General features: G+C 43.8%; 19 protein-coding genes. 14 read left to right on the forward strand and 5 right to left on the reverse strand.

Features of this window, described 5'->3' with window-relative positions; all coding sequences use genetic code 11:
• Positions 1-56: 56 nt before the first annotated feature.
• The gene (locus NMM13_RS09895; protein WP_023919916.1) at positions 57-302 is read right to left on the reverse strand and encodes a hypothetical protein; all 246 of its coding nucleotides are present in this window, start codon (positions 300-302) and stop codon (positions 57-59) included.
• A 153-nt stretch (positions 303-455) separates the two neighbouring features.
• On the reverse strand, positions 456-2,144 hold the full coding sequence (gene argS / locus NMM13_RS09900) for an arginine--tRNA ligase (protein WP_223325817.1): 1,689 nt from the start codon (positions 2,142-2,144) through the stop codon (positions 456-458).
• Positions 2,145-2,248: 104 nt separating this feature from the next.
• Here argS and argR point away from each other — a divergent pair, with 104 nt between their 5' ends.
• Both argR and mutS read left to right on the forward strand, forming a co-directional pair.
• Positions 2,249-2,689: an arginine repressor gene (gene argR / locus NMM13_RS09905; RefSeq protein ID WP_023919910.1), complete on the forward strand. Its 441-nt coding sequence runs from the start codon at positions 2,249-2,251 to the stop codon at positions 2,687-2,689.
• A gap of 120 nt (positions 2,690-2,809) precedes the next feature.
• On the forward strand, positions 2,810-5,359 hold the full coding sequence (gene mutS, locus NMM13_RS09910; protein WP_254728759.1) for a DNA mismatch repair protein MutS: 2,550 nt from the start codon (positions 2,810-2,812) through the stop codon (positions 5,357-5,359).
• A gap of 33 nt (positions 5,360-5,392) precedes the next feature.
• Here the strand turns inward: mutS and NMM13_RS09915 are convergent, their stop codons facing one another.
• Both NMM13_RS09915 and NMM13_RS09920 read right to left on the reverse strand, forming a co-directional pair.
• Positions 5,393-5,848 carry a DUF3021 domain-containing protein gene (locus tag NMM13_RS09915; protein ID WP_254728761.1) on the reverse strand — a complete coding sequence of 152 codons (456 nt, stop codon included), beginning with the start codon at positions 5,846-5,848 and terminating at the stop codon, positions 5,393-5,395.
• Positions 5,842-6,282: a LytTR family DNA-binding domain-containing protein gene (locus NMM13_RS09920; protein ID WP_049503862.1), complete on the reverse strand. Its 441-nt coding sequence runs from the start codon at positions 6,280-6,282 to the stop codon at positions 5,842-5,844. The genes NMM13_RS09915 and NMM13_RS09920 overlap by 7 nt, the downstream gene beginning before the upstream one ends.
• 248 nt (positions 6,283-6,530) lie before the next feature.
• Between NMM13_RS09920 and mutL the strand changes: the two genes are divergently transcribed.
• The 3 genes from mutL to NMM13_RS09935 are packed head-to-tail and all read left to right on the forward strand — an operon-like array spanning position 6,531 to position 9,664.
• Entirely contained in the window at positions 6,531-8,474 is a 1,944-nt protein-coding gene (mutL, locus tag NMM13_RS09925; RefSeq protein ID WP_254728763.1) for a DNA mismatch repair endonuclease MutL, read from the forward strand.
• A gap of 20 nt (positions 8,475-8,494) precedes the next feature.
• Positions 8,495-9,088, forward strand: a complete 594-nt coding sequence (gene ruvA, locus NMM13_RS09930; protein WP_003002260.1) for a Holliday junction branch migration protein RuvA — start codon at positions 8,495-8,497, stop codon at positions 9,086-9,088.
• 9 nt (positions 9,089-9,097) lie between these two features.
• Positions 9,098-9,664 (forward strand): DNA-3-methyladenine glycosylase I, encoded by a 567-nt coding sequence (locus tag NMM13_RS09935; RefSeq protein ID WP_254728765.1) that lies wholly within the window; start codon positions 9,098-9,100, stop codon positions 9,662-9,664.
• Between the two features lie 52 nt (positions 9,665-9,716).
• Here NMM13_RS09935 and NMM13_RS09940 read toward each other — a convergent pair whose 3' ends face one another.
• Positions 9,717-10,754 (reverse strand): S66 peptidase family protein, encoded by a 1,038-nt coding sequence (locus NMM13_RS09940; RefSeq protein ID WP_254728767.1) that lies wholly within the window; start codon positions 10,752-10,754, stop codon positions 9,717-9,719.
• 330 nt (positions 10,755-11,084) lie between these two features.
• Here NMM13_RS09940 and NMM13_RS09945 point away from each other — a divergent pair, with 330 nt between their 5' ends.
• The 9 genes from NMM13_RS09945 to NMM13_RS09985 all read left to right on the forward strand — a co-directional run bounded on the left by NMM13_RS09945 (position 11,085) and on the right by NMM13_RS09985 (position 17,900).
• Complete coding sequence (locus tag NMM13_RS09945; RefSeq protein ID WP_254728769.1) at positions 11,085-12,353, forward strand: competence/damage-inducible protein A; 1,269 nt, start codon at positions 11,085-11,087, stop codon at positions 12,351-12,353.
• A 120-nt stretch (positions 12,354-12,473) separates the two neighbouring features.
• Positions 12,474-13,619, forward strand: coding sequence for a recombinase RecA (recA, locus tag NMM13_RS09950; RefSeq protein WP_003002082.1), 1,146 nt, complete (start codon positions 12,474-12,476; stop codon positions 13,617-13,619).
• Between the two features lie 87 nt (positions 13,620-13,706).
• Complete coding sequence (spx, locus tag NMM13_RS09955) at positions 13,707-14,105, forward strand: transcriptional regulator Spx (RefSeq protein WP_003009108.1); 399 nt, start codon at positions 13,707-13,709, stop codon at positions 14,103-14,105.
• 136 nt (positions 14,106-14,241) lie between these two features.
• Complete coding sequence (locus tag NMM13_RS09960; RefSeq protein ID WP_031576799.1) at positions 14,242-14,838, forward strand: SP0191 family lipoprotein; 597 nt, start codon at positions 14,242-14,244, stop codon at positions 14,836-14,838.
• Positions 14,839-14,962: 124 nt separating this feature from the next.
• Positions 14,963-15,229: an IreB family regulatory phosphoprotein gene (locus NMM13_RS09965; RefSeq protein ID WP_003002070.1), complete on the forward strand. Its 267-nt coding sequence runs from the start codon at positions 14,963-14,965 to the stop codon at positions 15,227-15,229.
• On the forward strand, positions 15,229-15,648 hold the full coding sequence (gene ruvX / locus NMM13_RS09970; RefSeq protein ID WP_049492638.1) for a Holliday junction resolvase RuvX: 420 nt from the start codon (positions 15,229-15,231) through the stop codon (positions 15,646-15,648). Before NMM13_RS09965 ends, ruvX begins: the two co-directional genes overlap by 1 nt.
• 22 nt (positions 15,649-15,670) lie before the next feature.
• Complete coding sequence (locus NMM13_RS09975) at positions 15,671-15,976, forward strand: DUF1292 domain-containing protein (RefSeq protein WP_003001941.1); 306 nt, start codon at positions 15,671-15,673, stop codon at positions 15,974-15,976.
• A gap of 205 nt (positions 15,977-16,181) precedes the next feature.
• The gene (locus NMM13_RS09980; RefSeq protein ID WP_254728771.1) at positions 16,182-17,414 is read left to right on the forward strand and encodes a folylpolyglutamate synthase/dihydrofolate synthase family protein; all 1,233 of its coding nucleotides are present in this window, start codon (positions 16,182-16,184) and stop codon (positions 17,412-17,414) included.
• A 75-nt stretch (positions 17,415-17,489) separates the two neighbouring features.
• Positions 17,490-17,900, forward strand: a complete 411-nt coding sequence (locus NMM13_RS09985) for an SP_0198 family lipoprotein (protein WP_254728773.1) — start codon at positions 17,490-17,492, stop codon at positions 17,898-17,900.
• Positions 17,901-17,909 lie beyond the last annotated feature (9 nt).

Genomic DNA, 17,909 nt, shown 5'->3' on the forward strand with positions numbered 1-17,909 from the left:
TTTGTTGCGACTGAATAGAAGAGGAGTCACATTTTATATGACTCCTCTTCTATGGCTTATTTTAATTTTTCTGTGATTTCTTTAGCAAGTAGGAGTCCCAATCGATAGTCTTTGTTGATGGCATGGATGACATCGTTGATATTGTCGGTCTCTTGGATTTTTTCCTTGATGCTATCTTTGAAAGCTTGATCTTTCAAGAGTTGCTCTTGTAAGAGCCGTTGTAGTTTTTCTCTTTCGTACTTGTTAAATAAAAAGAGGACCACTAAACTGATGAGGATTAAGATGTAAACGGTTTGATTCATAGATTTCTCCTGTATATAAAGGATTTGAAAATGTAGAGAATGAAGGGCATTAGGCATGAGAAAAGGAGTGAGAAAGAACTAAATTGAATCGCATTTAGTTTCTCCTCTCACTCCCATATGAGATGTTCTACTTATCAATCATTAGATAAGAAATTACATTTTCTCAGGGGCATCGACACCAAGTAAGCGAAGGGCTTCTTTTAAGACTACTGCAGTTGAGTAGCTAAGAGCAAGACGGCTTTCGCGTTCTGGGCTTTCATCCAAGATACGAGTGTGTGCATAGTATTTGTTGAAGGCTTGAGCCAAGTTGATAGCATATTTTGCGATCAAGGATGGATCATAGTTTTCAGCGGCACGTTTGACAACACGAGAGAAGTCTTGGAGAAGCTTGATGATTTCCCAGCTTTCTGGGTCGCTCAAGCTGTAAGTCGCATCTGTAGATGGTGTGAAGTTGGCTTTACGAAGGATTGATTGGATACGAGCGTAAGCGTATTGAACGTAAGGTCCAGTTTCTCCTTCGAAGGATACCATGGCTTCGAGGTCGAAGTCATACCCATTGCGGCGGTCTGTCTTCAAGTCGTAGAATTTAACCGCACCAACACCGACTGCATGTGCCACTTCTTCCTTGTTTTCAAGTTCAGGATTCTTTTCTTCGATCTGAGCTTTGGCACGAGAGATGGCTTCTTGAAGAGTTGGTTCGAGAAGGATGATATTTCCTTTACGAGTTGACAATTTTTGGCGGTTTTTTGTCACCAAACCAAAGTCAACGTGAACCATATCATCGCTCCAGTCAAATCCCATTTTCTTCAAAACAGCTTTCAATTGACGGAAGTGGTTAGATTGTTCTTGACCTACAGCATAGATGTTTTTCACAAAGTTGTAAGTCCGTGCACGGTAGATAGCGGTTGCGATATCACGAGTGATATAAAGAGTGGCACCGTCTGATTTCTTAATCATAGCCGGTGGAAGGTTGACATCATCGAGCTCAACGATGCTAGCTCCCTTAGACTCTTTCAACAAGCCTTTGTCTTCAAGAATTTGGACAGCTTCATCCATCTTGTCATTGTAGAAAGCTTCTCCGTTTAAGCTGTCAAATTCAACACCGAGGAGTTTGTAGATACGGTTGAATTCTACCAAGCTTTCGTCACGGAACCATTGCCACAACTCAGTCGCTTCTGGATCTCCATCTTCCAGTTTCTTGAACCAGAGACGTCCTTCATCATCAAGCTCAGGATCGTTTTCGATTTCAGCGTTGATCCGAACGTAAAGTTTTAGCAATTCATCGATTGGGTTGGCTTCGACAGCTTCCTTACTACCCCATTTTTTGTAGGCTACCATCAAGAGACCGAACTGTTTACCCCAGTCTCCCAAGTGGTTGATTTTAATCGTGTTGTAGCCCATTTTGCGGAAGATGTTTGAAAGAGCATCCCCGATAACGGTTGAGCGCAAGTGACCAACTGAGAATGGTTTTGCGATATTTGGACTTGAAAGGTCGATGGTAATGTTTTGGCCATGACCTTCGTCTTGTTGACCGTAGTCTGCCCCTGCTTCGATGACGGATTTGATCACCTGATCAGAGATCTTAGATTTGTCTAAGAAGAAGTTCACGTAAGGTCCAGTTGCAACAACTTTTTCGAAGGCGCTTTGGTTGATCTTTTCAGCAATATCTGCAGCGATTGCTTGAGGAGCCTTGCGTTCCACTTTTGCAAGTGAGAAGGCTGGAAAAGCAATGTCACCAAGATCAGATGATTTTGGTTGTTCAAGCAAATTTAAAATAGCATCTTGGTCAAGAGAGTCAATCACTTTGGCCAATTCACTAGCAATGAGTTCTTTATTGTTCATATTAGCTCCTTAGTCCTTTTAACTATTATTTTAACACAATTCTGAGCGAATTTTCAATTTTTTTGGTATAATTTAAAGTATATTTATTCAAAAGTGGAGGTCCAATGAAAAAGACAGAACGTCACCTTTTGATTCAACAAATGATTCGAAATGAAAAATTGTCGACTCAAAAAGAGATTCAGGATCGATTAGAAGCAAAAGGAATTGCTGTAACGCAAACAACTCTGTCACGAGATTTGCGCGATCTGGGTCTAGTCAAGGTGAAACGAAAAGACCAGTTGTATTATATTTTGCCAAATGAGCCTGAGGTGGCGGAGATTTATATTATGTTGTCCAGCCACGCCAAGTCTGTCTCACGAGCGGAATTCACCTTGGTCTTGCGGACAGAGCTAGGAGAAGCAGCTCTCTTGGCCAATGGTGTAGATGAAATGTCAGATGAGCGTATTTTGGGAACAGTAGCAGGGGCCAATACCCTCTTGATTGTCTGCCGTGACCAAGAGGCGGCTATTGAAATTCAAAATGAAATTTTAGGGATGATGCAGTAGTCAAGCCCCGTTGGAGAGAAAGAGAGATGTCAAAAGGAGGAAGATAGTGAGCTATCTACTCCTGTTTTCATCTATGGAGCTTGTGTCAAGAAACGACGCAACAGTAAGGAATAAAGAAGTATGGCAGTAGAGAAAATATCCCCTGGAATGCAGCAGTATCTAGATATCAAAAAAGATTATCCGGATGCCTTTTTGCTGTTTCGAATGGGAGATTTTTACGAATTATTTTATGAAGATGCAGTGAATGCAGCTCAAATTTTAGAGATTTCCTTAACATCACGGAATAAAAATGCAGAGAATCCAATTCCCATGGCAGGTGTTCCCTACCACTCGGCCCAGCAGTATATTGATGTTCTCATTGAACAGGGCTATAAGGTCGCGATTGCAGAACAAATGGAAGACCCCAAAGAAGCTAAGGGGGTCGTTAAGCGGGAAGTCGTACAGGTGATTACGCCGGGTACAGTGGTGGATTCGACCAAGCCAGATAGTGAGAACAACTTCCTGGTTGCTTTGGATCGTTCAGGAAATGAGTATGGGCTAGCCTATATGGATCTGGTGACAGGGGAGTTTCAGGTGACGACTCTCAATGACTTTAGCATGGTTTGTGGAGAAATCCGCAATTTACGTGCGCGTGAGGTGGTCCTGGGTTACGAGCTGCCAGAACAGGAAGAGCGTGTGTTTGTTAGCCAGATGAATCTCTTGTTGTCACATGTAGAGACGGCGCTCGACGATGTTCAACTCTTAGGGGATCAGTTGAGTGAGCTAGAAAAGAAAACGGCTGGAAAACTTCTCCAGTATGTCCACCAGACACAAATGCGGGAATTGAGCCACCTCAAAAAAGCCCATCATTATGAGATTTGCGATTTCTTGCAGATGGACTTTGCGACCAAGGCTAGTCTTGATTTGACAGAGAATGCGCGAACTGGGAAGAAACATGGTAGCTTGTATTGGTATTTGGATGAAACCAAGACGGCCATGGGCGGTCGTTTGTTGCGGTCCTGGATTCAGAAGCCCTTAGTCGATTTGAAACGGATTCGAGAGCGCCAGGACATCATTCAGGTCTTTATGGATCATTTCTTTGAACGGAGCGATTTGACCGACAGCCTCAAAGGGGTCTATGACATTGAACGCTTAGCGAGTCGGGTTTCCTTTGGCAAGATCAACCCTAAGGATCTCTTGCAGCTAGGAGATACTCTGGGGCATGTGCCGACGATCAAGTCGATTCTACTGGGGATTGGTGATCCAGTCTTAGATGTCTTGATTGCACGCTTGGATGAACTTCCTGAGTTGCACCGCTTGATTACCTCAGCTATTGCTCCGGAAGCGTCTGCTGTTATTACAGAGGGAAATATCATCCGTACCGGTTTTGATGAGCAATTGGACCAGTACCGTGTTGTTCTTCGGGATGGTACTGGTTGGATTGCAGAGATTGAAGCCAAGGAGCGCGAAGCCAGTGGTATTACCGGTTTAAAAATCGATTATAACAAGAAGGATGGCTACTATTTCCATGTCACCAATTCTCAATTGAGCCACGTTCCTGCTCATTTTTTCCGCAAGGCGACCTTGAAAAATTCAGAACGCTTTGGCACGGAAGAATTGGCACGTATCGAAGGAGATATGCTTGAGGCGCGTGAGAAGTCTGCTAATCTGGAATATACGATTTTTATGCGGATTCGTGAAGAAGTTGGCAAATATATCCAACGTCTGCAACAGTTAGCTCAGGCGATTGCGACGGTTGATGTTTTACAAAGTTTAGCCAGTGTTGCTGAGTCGCAACAGTTGAATCGCCCCCTTTTTCATGAAGAGCGACGAATTGAAATCGACAAAGGTCGCCATCCGGTTGTCGAGAAAGTGATGGGAGCCCAGTCCTATATTCCTAATAGCATCTTTATGGATGAGGAACGGGATATTCAGCTGATTACGGGGCCAAATATGAGCGGGAAGTCTACCTATATGCGCCAATTGGCGATCATTGTGATTCTTGCCCAGATTGGCTCCTATGTTCCAGCGCAAAAGGCCGAGTTGCCAATCTTTGATGCGATTTATACTCGGATCGGAGCTGCTGATGACCTGGTATCGGGTCAGTCTACCTTTATGGTGGAAATGATGGAAGCCAATCACGCCATTCGCAAGGCAACACCCCAGTCCTTGATTTTGTTTGATGAGTTGGGACGGGGAACGGCGACCTATGATGGGATGGCCCTCGCCCAATCCATCATCGAATACATTCACGATCGAACCGGTGCCAAAACCTTGTTTGCAACCCATTACCATGAGTTGACGGCTCTCTCAGAGACCTTGTCCCGTTTGGAAAATGTTCATGTTGCGACCTTGGAGCGAGATGGTCAGGTTACTTTCTTGCACAAGATTGAACCCGGCCCAGCAGATAAATCCTATGGGATTCACGTGGCCAAGATCGCTGGTTTGCCAGAAGAATTGCTGAAGCGGGCGGATGCGATTTTGACCAAGCTCGAAGGACAAGGCCAGCAAGTACCGCTTGTGGATGCAACTCCTAAAAAGGAAGTACCTTCGCAGGTTGCTGAACAAATGTCCCTCTTTGAGGAAGTGACAGAAAATACAGTGATCACAGAATTGAAAAATCTGGATCTCTACAATATGACTCCCATGGAAGTCATGATGGCAGTCGCCGAATTGAAAAAGAAATTGTAAAAAGAAGATCCTCGTAATAGCGAGGATCTTCTTTTAGTGGTTGGCAATGCTTTGATTGATTTCTTGAACTTGTTTTTTATAAAAATGATGGGAGACCAACCAGATGATCACGTAAACGAGGGTGAATTCGACAACGAGTGAGAAGTAAAATCCGATTCGTGCTGGAAACCAGCCGGCCAAGGTAGCTAGGGGAATAAAGCCAAGTAACATGAGTAGGTAATGGCTCAGAGTAGCCCGTAAGAGGCTCCAGTCTTTTTGAAAGAGGAGACTTCCGAAGCTAAAGAGGACCCCAATCGCACCCCAAACGAGGGCACAATAGAGCATGACCAGTGAGCCGTGAACATGATGCAAGAACATCCAGCGACCGACTGCAGAGTTGGGACTTAAGGGAAGGTACAACTCAGGTGAGAAGAGATAGGAAAAGAAGATGGATAGGATGAGCCCGATGAAAATCCCTTTTAGGGCGTCAGAAAAAGATTGTTTTAGCATGATAATTTCTCCTTAATGGCTTTCAAGTAACGACGGGAGGAGTAGGTCAGACTCCCGTTTTTAAGATAGATTTGCACGGATCCCCCACTGGTAAAGTGCAGGTGATCGATTTCTTTTGTGTTGATAATTTCAGATTGGGAAATTTTGAGAAAGCAGGTCGGCAAGTCTTCAGATAGCTGATAGAGTGGTCCAGTCAGAATAAATTGATCTGTCATGGTCTCACCAATTACTTGCCGATTTTCAATGTAAAAACGTTGGAATAGCTGGCTTTCGATCAGATAAGCTTCCCCATCCTTTTTGGCACGTAAGCGCCCTTTTTGATCCAATTCTTCCACAAAGTCACGGATTTTTTCTACACGCGCAGACAGTGCAGGTGCTGTGATCATCACCGCTTCTTCTTGGAAGTGGGAATCAATGTGTACTTCAACTTTCATAAGATCGTTTCTCCCTCCTTTGGGTAAAGTCGGTTGGCCTGCTAGCCCGGCTCCTTCTTTACACTACTATTAAACACTTTTTCCAAAGGGAAGACAAGGGGATTTGTTTATGTGGTCGTTTTCTTTGCCTATGCGGTTTTTAAGGAAAAAGATGGGGCCAGCCTCTATTTTTTAAGAAAGGGAGTCTTGTGGATCTGTGGTATAATAGAGCTACATGTATCGGTGAAAAAATAGGTAAAGGAGCAGACATGTCACAGATTATTGAATTGCCAGAAGTCCTAGCCAATCAGATTGCGGCAGGTGAAGTGATTGAACGACCTGCTAGTGTGGTCAAGGAATTGGTTGAAAACTCGATCGATGCTGGAGCTAGCCAGATTGTTGTTGAAATCGAAGAAGCAGGATTGAAGTCGATTCGGATTACAGATAATGGGGAAGGAATTGCGCACGATGAGGTTGCTTTGGCCCTCCGTCGACATGCGACCAGTAAGATCAAGAGTCAAGCAGATCTTTTTCGTATTCGAACGCTTGGTTTTCGTGGTGAGGCCATGCCTTCCATTGCTTCTGTCAGTATTCTAACCCTTCTAACGGCGCAAGAAGGAGCTGCCCACGGGACCAAATTGGTCGCAAAGGGTGGCGAAATTGAGGAATTGGAGCCAGCGACAAGCCCTGTCGGGACCAAGATCACAGTGGAAGATCTCTTTTTTAATACACCTGCTCGTCTCAAGTATTTAAAGAGCCAGCAGGCAGAGCTATCCCATATCGTGGATATTCTCAACCGCTTGAGCTTGGCCCATCCTGAGATTGCCTTTACCTTGATCAATGATGGAAAAGAAATGACCAAAACAGCGGGGACGGGTAATCTCCGGCAAGCCATTGCGGGTGTCTATGGCCTCGCATCTGCCAAGAAGATGGTGGCCATTGAAAATCGCGACCTAGATTTTGAAGTGACGGGCTTTGTGTCTTTGCCTGAATTGACTCGTGCCAATCGCAATTACATCAGCCTCTTTATCAACGGCCGTTACATCAAGAATTTCTTGCTCAATCGAGCTATTTTAGATGGCTACGGCAGTAAACTCATGGTGGGTCGCTTTCCACTCGCGATCATTAATATCCAGATCGACCCTTACTTAGCCGATGTCAATGTTCACCCTACCAAGCAAGAAGTTCGTATCTCCAAAGAACGGGAATTAATGGCCTTGATCTCCCAGGCGATTGCGAATGCTTTGAAAGAGCAGGACCTGATTCCAGATGCTCTAGAAAATCTAGCCAAGTCGACCATTCGCCGAACAGAAAAGCCAGTACAGACAACCCTGCCTTTAAAAGAAAACCGTCTCTATTATGATCGAGAAAGCCAAGATTTCAAGCTTCGACCAGAAGTGGCAGATCCTCAATTGCCTCTAACAGATGAGGTGGCTGCTGATTCTACAAGCCAAGAAAACCCAGTAGAAAAACCGACAAGCGCGATCAAGTTTGCGGAAAGAAAGACTGCGGTTTATGATGAACTGGATCACCCAGAGTTGGATCTGGCTAGTCTAGACAAGGTCTATGATAAGTTGGATGGGGAAGAACATTCGACCTTCCCAGAGTTGGAATATTTTGGTCAGATGCATGGAACTTATCTCTTTGCCCAAGGCAATGGGGGCCTTTATATCATTGACCAGCACGCGGCCCAAGAGCGGGTCAAATACGAAGAATATCGGGAGAGCATCGGGGACGTAGACGGCAGTCAGCAACAACTGCTGGTGCCTTATATCTTTGAATTCCCTACAGACGATCTGATCCGCCTGCAACAGCGCAAGCACCTTCTAGAAGAAGTAGGCGTCTACTTAGAAGAGTACGGAGCCAACCAGTTGATCTTACGGGAGCATCCGATCTGGATGAAGGAGGAAGAGATCGAGTCGGGTATCTATGAAATGTGTGACATGCTCCTCTTGACCAAGGAAGTGTCCATCAAGAAATACCGGGCTGAGTTGGCCATCATGATGTCCTGCAAACGCTCCATCAAGGCCAATCATACACTGGATGATTACTCCGCACGGGATCTCATCTATCAACTGTCCCAATGTGACAACCCTTATAACTGCCCTCATGGCCGTCCGGTTTTGGTTAACTTTACCAAGTCAGATATGGAAAAGATGTTCCGACGCATTCAAGAAAATCACACTAGCCTGCGGGAATTGGGCAAATATTAAGTAAACGATAAAGGAATCTTATGTACGAATACATTAAAGGAATCTTAACGAAAATTACCGCCAAATACATCGTGGTAGAAACAGCTGGAATCGGCTATCTCTTGCATGTGGCCAATCCCTATGCCTACTCTGGCAAAATGAATCAAGAGGTGCACGTCTATCTGCACCAAGTGGTTCGGGAAGACGCTCACCTTCTCTATGGCTTTGCGACCGAAGAAGAGAAACAGCTCTTTTTAAACTTGATCTCAGTCTCTGGGATTGGACCTGTCTCAGCTCTAGCTATCATTGCTGCAGACGATAATGCAGGCCTTGTCCAAGCCATCGAAAGCAAGAACATTACCTACTTGACCAAGTTTCCAAAGATCGGCAAGAAAACAGCCCAACAGATGGTCTTGGATCTGGAAGGTAAGATCAATCTTGATCTAGAAGATGCACCGGCTCAGTCCAAAGCCAAAGTTGCAGAAGAAAACCAAGCCCTTGAAGAAGCTATGGAAGCCATGTTGGCATTGGGCTACAAGGCAACGGAACTTAAGAAAATCAAGAAATTCTTTGAAGGAACTTCTGATACTGCTGAAAACTACATCAAGTCTGCCCTTAAGATGTTGGTGAAATAGGAGAAGAAGATGCCAAAACGCTGTGGCTGGGTCAAAATGACCAATCCGTTATATGTAGCTTACCATGATGAAGAATGGGGTCGGCCCCTCCATGATGACCAGGCGCTTTTTGAGTTGCTCTGTATGGAGACTTATCAGGCCGGTCTATCTTGGGAAACGGTGCTCAATAAACGGCAGGCTTTCCGAGAATCTTTTCATGGTTACCACCTTCAACGCGTCGCAGAGATGACCGACTCTGAACTGGAAACTTTGTTAGACAATCCAGCTATCATCCGCAATCGTGCTAAGATCTTTGCAACACGAGCTAATGCCCAGGTCTTTCTACAAGTTCAGAAAGAGAATGGCTCTTTTGATGCTTATCTCTGGTCTTTTGTAGATGGGAAAACCATGGTCAATGATATCCCGGACTACAGTCAAGCGCCAGCTAAAACGCCATTATCTGAGAAAATATCTAAGGATCTCAAAAAACGTGGTTTTAAGTTCACCGGACCAGTCGCAGTTTTGTCCTTCCTACAAGCAGCAGGCCTGGTCAATGACCATGAGAATGCTTGTGAATGGAAAAGTGGAAATAAGTGACGTTAGATGTCTAGAACATCTGAGAATACAGAAAAAAGCTGAGAAATTCATCTCAGCTTTCTTTGTGATAGTCAAAGCGAATGACTTGCTCCGTTGCATCTACATACGCGTGGACTCCAAAGGGGACAATAGCTCTTGGAGTTGCATGACCAACATTTAGATTATAGACAATCGGGATATTGCTATCAATAATATCCAATAGTGCCTCTTTATAGTCGTCATAGAAAGTTTCATCCATAGGTTTCCCGACCAAGAGTCCTCTGATGACCTCGAATATACCAGTTTCCTTTAAAGTCCGCAACATCTTTTTGAAGTCGTCAAGTTCAGGCTTTTCTTCACTTGTTTCTAGCAAGAGGATTTTTCCTTCCCAGTCTGACAAGTCAGGGAAGAGTTTGTACTTTTGGCAGAGCTCCGTGCTGTCTGCGTATCGAGAGTTGTCAAAGATATCATAGAGAGATTCAAGACAACCGCCGAGAATTTCTCCCTCAAACTGAGCACTTCCTTGCAACAAGTCAAAACCTGTATTTGCATAACTGACACGAGCTGTTCCCAGAGCCTTGGGACTAAAATCAGTCCGTTCCTCATACCAAACGTCGCTAGGGCGGATTTCTGAGATTCTACCAGTCTCAATCAATTCTTTAAAGTAGTGAAAGCTATAGGGCAACATCTCCTTGTCTAACTCACAAATATCTGCTAAAAAGGATTGGCCGTAAAAAGTCTTGATTCCTAGTTTATGCAACATGAGATGGTTCATGGTTGTATCTGAGAAGCCAAGAAAAATCTTTTGTTTGATAACTTTTTCTAGTTGGCCATTTTCAAAAAGGTAGGGCAGCAAACGATAGGTATCATCTCCACCGATGGCGCATAGGATCATGTCGATGCTATCATCAGAAAAGGCCTGCATCAAATCCTCCGCACGCACTTCAGGATGGTCCTTGATAAAGTCTAAGCCTTTTAGTGAATGAGGTAAAAAGATAGGATTGAGTCCGAGGTCTTTGAGTCGTTGGACCCCCAAGTCCACTTCGTGCTTGACAAAGTCCTCTCCGATAACCCCACTAGATAAACTTACGATACCAATAGTAGAAATCATATATTATCCTCCTAGAAATAAATTGATGCTATTGTATCACAAAAGATGAGGGGGAACAACAAGAATTAGAGTCAGAAGAAGGCTTTTAGATCAAGAAAGTAGTCAAAAAGCAACCGCTCGATATGGTTGCTTCAGAATATAGATAAGCTCTATCAACAATAGAAAATAGCCCTTTAGAAGTTGATTGCCACATAGTTAAAACTCTTAGGAATGCTGATGTAATAGTATTTCTAAGAGTTTTTTACTTTATCTTCAATCTGTTTTTTAAATAATTTAGGAAATTGTGTTAAAATGAAATGAAAATTACGAATAGTATAAGTGGGAGGCACCATGAAGGCGGAAATTATTGCAGTTGGAACAGAAATTCTAACAGGACAAATTGTGAACACCAATGCTCAATTCTTGTCTGAAAAATTGGCTAGTTTAGGGATTGATGTCTATTATCATGTGGCGGTAGGAGACAATGAAGGTCGTCTCTTCTCGACCATTGAGACAGCTTCAAAACGCAGTGATTTGGTGATTTTATGTGGTGGACTTGGGCCAACAGAGGATGATTTGACCAAGCAAACCCTTGCTAAGTTCTTAGGGAAAGAACTGGTTTTTGATCCAACAGCGCTTGCCAAACTCGACACCTTCTTTGCCAGTCGCCCTGATTATGTCCGGACGCCCAATAATGAGCGACAAGCACAATTGATTGTCGGTTCAATCCCCCTTCAAAACCGTACAGGTCTCGCGGTTGGAGGTTTGATTGAAGTCGACGGTGTGACCTATGTCGTTCTACCTGGTCCACCAAGTGAGTTAAAACCCATGGTCAACGAACAATTGGTGCCTCATTTGACGACAGGGGAAGAGCTTTTTTCAAGAGTTTTGCGCTTCTTTGGGATTGGGGAAAGCCAGCTGGTTACGATCCTAGCAGATATCATTGAAGAGCAGAGTGATCCGACAGTTGCCCCTTATGCCAAGACAGGAGAAGTAACCTTGCGTCTATCTACAAAGGCGAAGGATCAAGCTTCAGCAGATGCGAAGCTCGATGTCTTAGAAAAGGAAATCTTATCACGCCACACCCTGGATCATCAACCCTTGCATGAACTGTTTTACGGTTATGGAGATGATAATTCGATGGCCAAGGTGGCCTTTGATCTCTTGAAACGGACGGGTAAGACCATTACAGCTGCAGAAAGCCTGACGGCTGGCCTTTTCCAAGCGACTTTGGCAGACTTTTCAGGGGTGTCCAGCATCTTCGCGGGTGGTTTTGTCACCTATAGTCTGGAAGAAAAAAGCAAGATGTTGTCTATTCCAGCTCAAGAGTTGGAGCAACATGGAGTGGTCTCTCATTTTACAGCACAAGCCATGGCTTCACAGGCCCGTAAGTTAACAGGATCCGATTATGGTGTTAGCCTGACCGGAGTTGCGGGGCCAGATAGTCTAGAAGGGCATCCAGCAGGGACCGTCTTTATCGGACTTGCGACTCCAAATGGAGTGGATAGTGTCCAAGTCAATATCGCTGGACGTAGCCGGGCGGATGTCCGCGAAATTGCAGTCCTTCATGCCTTTAATTTGGTGCGCTTGGCTGTATTAAATGGTGAAAATTTGGTATAATGAAGCTTGTGCCAAATGAAGAATAATTCTAAAAATGGATAGGAAATGTGCCTTTCAAATGACGGAAAACGTCGGTGAGTTGCATGCATTTCCTGTATAGTAAAAACATAGGAGAAAAGAATGGCGAAAAAACAGAAAAAATTAGATGATATCTCTAAGAAATTTGGAGATGAGCGTGAAAAAGCGCTCAATGATGCCCTGAAATTGATCGAAAAAGACTTTGGTAAGGGATCGATCATGCGTTTGGGGGAACGTGCAGAGCAAAAAGTACAAGTCATGAGCTCTGGTTCCTTGGCGCTTGATATTGCCTTGGGTGCTGGTGGTTATCCAAAAGGTCGGATCATCGAAATCTATGGTCCAGAATCATCTGGTAAAACAACCGTTGCCCTCCATGCAGTAGCGCAAGCACAGAAAGAAGGGGGCATTGCTGCCTTTATCGATGCTGAGCATGCCTTGGATCCATCTTATGCAGCAGCTCTTGGGGTCAATATCGACGAACTTCTCTTGTCTCAACCAGACTCAGGGGAACAAGGACTTGAAATTGCTGGTAAATTGATCGACTCTGGTGCGGTTGATTTGGTGGTTGTCGACTCTGTTGCGGCCTTGGTACCACGTGCGGAAATCGATGGAGATATCGGGGATAGCCACGTTGGTTTGCAAGCGCGGATGATGAGCCAAGCGATGCGTAAACTCGGAGCTTCGATCAATAAGACCAAGACCATTGCCATCTTTATCAACCAATTGCGTGAAAAAGTTGGGGTCATGTTTGGGAACCCTGAAACCACACCTGGTGGTCGTGCCCTGAAATTCTACGCTTCTGTCCGTCTAGATGTTCGTGGAAATACTCAAATCAAGGGGACTGGGGACCAAAAAGATACCAACGTTGGTAAGGAAACCAAGATCAAGGTTGTGAAGAACAAGGTAGCTCCACCGTTCAAAGAAGCCATGGTTGAAATCATGTACGGGGAAGGAATTTCACGTACAGGTGAATTGGTGAAGATTGCAACAGATTTGGATATCATCCAAAAAGCTGGTGCCTGGTACTCATATAACGGCGAAAAAATTGGTCAAGGATCTGAAAATGCTAAGAAATTCTTGGCTGACCACCCAGAAATTTTTGACGAAATCGACCACAAGGTTCGGGTTCATTTTGGTTTGATCGAAGAAGACGAAGCAGTGAAAACCCTTGATAAAACTGAAGAAGCAGCTCCTGTCGTAGAAGAAGTAACTCTAGATTTAGATGATGCGATTGAAATTGAAGATTAATTTTTTTCAAAATAGGTCGCTAGACTGATGGTTTTTGTGTTATAATTTAATACGATAGTATTATCGTGTAGCGAAAGGAGTGCATGCATGATTAAAATTTATACAGTGTCAAGTTGCACCAGCTGTAAAAAAGCAAAGACTTGGCTCAACGCTCACCAGCTAACTTATAAAGAACAAAACCTCGGTAAAGAAGGGATCACCAAAGAAGAATTATTGGATATCCTTACAAAGACTGAAAATGGAGTGGCAAGTATTGTCTCTTCAAAAAATCGATACGCTAAAAATCTAGGAGTGGACATCGAAGACTTGAGTGTCAATGAAGTCATTGACATCATCATGGAAACACCTCGTATTCTTAAAAGTCCGATCTTGGTAGATGACAAACGTCTCCAAGTGGGCTACAAAGAAGATGATATTCGTGCCTTCTTGCCACGATCAGTTCGAAATGTAGAAAATGCAGAAGCGCGGATGCGTGCAGCTCTTTAAAGCGATTGAAAATCAGAAACAATTTGTTTCTGATTTTTTTCTTGTTAAAAATCGGAATGAAAAGCAGTTTACTGCGCCATTTTACGAAATCTATGATACAATATTTTAGAAAACAATAACTAGTAAGGAATGGAAAATGAAAAGAAAGATTTTCTTATTGGGTGCACTTGCCTTGTGTTTGACGGGATGCGGTCAAAAAAAACAAGCGAAAACGCCAAATTCAAGTGAACAAAAGGCAATCCAAGCAAAAGCGGAGCAGCTGCAAAAGGATAATAAGAGTATTCTGCAAAAAGCTGAAGAAAATAAAGTCATCACTAGAACCTTTGTTTTTCCAAAAGATGACAAGGGGACACAACAAACGCAAATCGTCACCTATGTGGGGAATACCTTTAAAAAGTTGGAGACCATCAATGTGACGGCAACCGATGAGGAGTTGAAAAAAGGGATCCAACAGGTTGGCGTCGAGGAAGCGCAAAAGCAATTGAGAGAATCCTTTAACAAGGACGATGCCTTTAAGGAAGCTTTGACAGTGCCAGGTTTCACAGCTGATTTAACCTTGGAAAATGAGAATGAATACAAGGTAACCATCACCTATGACTTTGAAGCAATGGATGTGAAGAAGGCTGAAGGCATGACCTACTTCAAAAACAATCACTTACCAGAGTTGTTGAAGTTGACACCGAGTCAATTTGCGGATAATCTTATCAATGCTGGAGCAAGTGAGCAAAAATAAAAAAACAGTTTAGCTAAAATAGCTCAAAAATGCTTGAAAAAGCCGTAAAATCAAGGGCTTGGCCGTTGTGGAAAACTCTTAATTATGGTATAATAGTAATATTCTAAGGAAAGAGGGTGTTCTTGTGGGATTTACAGATGAAACAGTACGTTTTAATCTTGATGATTCAAATCGTAAGGAAATTAGCGAGACCTTGAAAGATGTATACTTGTCACTGGATGAAAAAGGCTACAATCCAATTAATCAAATCGTAGGATACGTACTCAGTGGTGATCCTGCCTATGTACCTCGTTATAATAATGCACGGAACCAAATTCGTAAATATGAACGAGATGAGATCGTGGAAGAATTGGTACGTTATTATTTGAAAGGGCAAGGAATAGACCTCTAATGAGAATTATGGGATTGGATGTTGGCTCAAAGACCGTTGGGGTTGCTGTGAGTGATCCTCTCGGTTTTACAGCTCAAGGTCTTGAAATCATCCAAATCGATGAAGACAAAAAAGAATTCGGTTTGGAGCGCTTAGCCGAATTAGTAGCTCAATACAAGGTGGACCGTTTTGTTGTGGGCTTGCCAAAAAACATGAACAACACCAGCGGACCGCGTGTGGAAGCCAGTCAGGCTTACGGCACGATGATTGCTGAAAAGTTTGAGTTGCCAGTCGACTACCAAGATGAACGGTTGACGACAGTTGCTGCAGAGCGGATGTTGATTGAGCAAGCAGACGTTAGCCGTAGCAAACGTAAAAAAGTTATTGATAAGTTAGCGGCGCAGCTTATTTTACAAAATTATTTAGATCGCAATTTTTAGAAAGAAAACGAGGAAGAATAGTATGGCACATGATCATAACCACGACCATGAAGAACGTGAATTAATCACATTGGTGGATGAACAAGGAAATGAAACCTTGTTTGAAATTCTTTTGACCATTGATGGCAAAGAAGAATTTGGAAAGAACTATGTCCTTTTGATCCCTGCAAATGCAGAAGAAGATGAAAACGGCGAAGTTGAAATCCAAGCTTATTCATTTACAGAAAACGAAGACGGAACAGAAGGCGACCTTCAACCAATCCCAGAAGACTCAGATGCAGAATGGGATATGATCGAGGAAGTCTTCAACAGCTTTATGGAGGAGTAAAAACATCCAGTGGATGTTTTTACCCTTGCGCTAGAAACAAAGACCGCAAGTAAGCCCGGTGGACGTTTTTAGCCCTGCTTCAAGAAACAAGAAAAAGCAGGAAGTCCGATGGACTTGCTGTAAAAATGAGAAAGAAATAACTACAAAAGAAAGGAGCGCAAACGTCAGGAGAGGTTTTGTCGCTTTTTTCTTTTAGGAGGAAGATGTGAATAAGATTGAGCAATGGATGAATAGTCGGATCGGTCTGAATTTTCGATCGGGACTGGATCGTATGGAGCAGGCAGTGAGCCTTTTAGGGAGGCCGGATAAGGCATATCCGATCCTTCATGTGACAGGAACCAATGGTAAGGGATCGACGATCGCCTTTATGCGCCAATTGTTGATGGCTCATGGGAAGAAAGTTGGGACCTTTATTTCTCCTCATATGATCAGTATCCATGATCGGATTTGTATTGGGGATCAGCCAATTTCAGATGAAGATTTCACTCGGATTGGTCAAGAGGTGCAGCAGATGGAGCAGACCCTACTCCAAACCCAGGACCAACTCTCTTATTTTGAGATTATCTGCCTCATGGCCCTCTTGTATTTTAAGGAACAAGCTGTGGACGTGGTCTTATTGGAAGTAGGTATTGGTGGGCTTCTGGACACGACCAACGTAGTGACAGGAGAGATTGCAGTGATCACTTCGGTTGGTCTGGATCACCAAGAAACGCTGGGAGGGACGCTTGCGGCAATTGCCCAGCAAAAGGCGGGGATTTTTAAACAAGGTAAGAAAGCAGTGGTGGGCCCCTTATCTGATGAAGCTGCAGCCGTTTGTCACGAAAAAGCGGAGCAGTTGGATGTGGATCTTCATGCCTTTCATAAAGATTTTGGCTTAGAGCAGGATCGTTTTTGGAATGAAAGTGTGGAGCTTGACTTGCCCTCTCTTGGCTTGAAGGGTGATTACCAACGGGAAAATGCTGCAGTAGCTTTAGAGGCCTTTCTCCTTTATATGAAAGGCGCGAATCAAGAAGTAGATAAAGAGCACATCAAGCAAGCATTACAGGAGACACGTTGGCCGGGACGTCTAGAGTTGTTTGGTGACCAGGTGTATCTGGATGGCGCCCATAACCCTCACGCCATGCTACGTTTGATTGAGTTTGTAAAAAGCTTAGCCGGGAAACGCGTGAAGATTTTATTTGGAGCTCTTAAGCGAAAAGATTATAGTGGGATGCTCGAAACGCTTCAAACTGGTTTGCCAGAATCTGAATTGATTTTGACGACCTTCCATTACGGAGAAGTAGTGGCACAGGGTGACCGCCAAGACCTGCCCTATGTGGCGGACTACAAGGCCTATATCAAAGAATTTATGGATCAGAGTCGTCCAGATGAAGTCTTATTGGTGACAGGATCTTTGTATTTTATTGCAGAAGTAAGGGCATTTTTATTAGAGGGTTAAACAATTGACCTAAAGACTTTCTTGGCGTATACTGGTGGTAGATAGATATGACGAAGGCGAAAGGAGTCGATTTTAATGAAAAAAATCATGTCTATACTGACCTTGGCGGTGGCCCTTTTCCTGACTGCTTGTAGCCAGCACGAACAACAGCAAAAAGTCTCGAGTAGCGCTAGCTCAAATTCATCTGAGACAGTGGCTTCGACCAATGAAAAGCCAGAGCAAGGGGTGTCCATAGATGGCAGTTATCGGGGACAGGATGAGGAGAATACAATTCTACTGGTTGTGACGGGTCAAAAAGGCACTTTTACAGTACAAGACGCTGATGGAGAAGAAGAGGCCAAAGAGGTTAGTATTGATCCGGTCAATCAATCCATGCGTATCGGAGATGAGCCTTATCGCTATCGGATCGAAGGAAATCAGTTGTCGCTAGAAGACCTGGAGCAAGCAGAGGATGATCAAGGGATTATCGTTTTGACCAAGCAATAAGGGACGAAA

Source organism: Streptococcus sp. CF8_St5-11, assembly GCF_024295625.1.
Taxonomy (GTDB): Bacteria; Bacillota; Bacilli; order Lactobacillales; family Streptococcaceae; genus Streptococcus.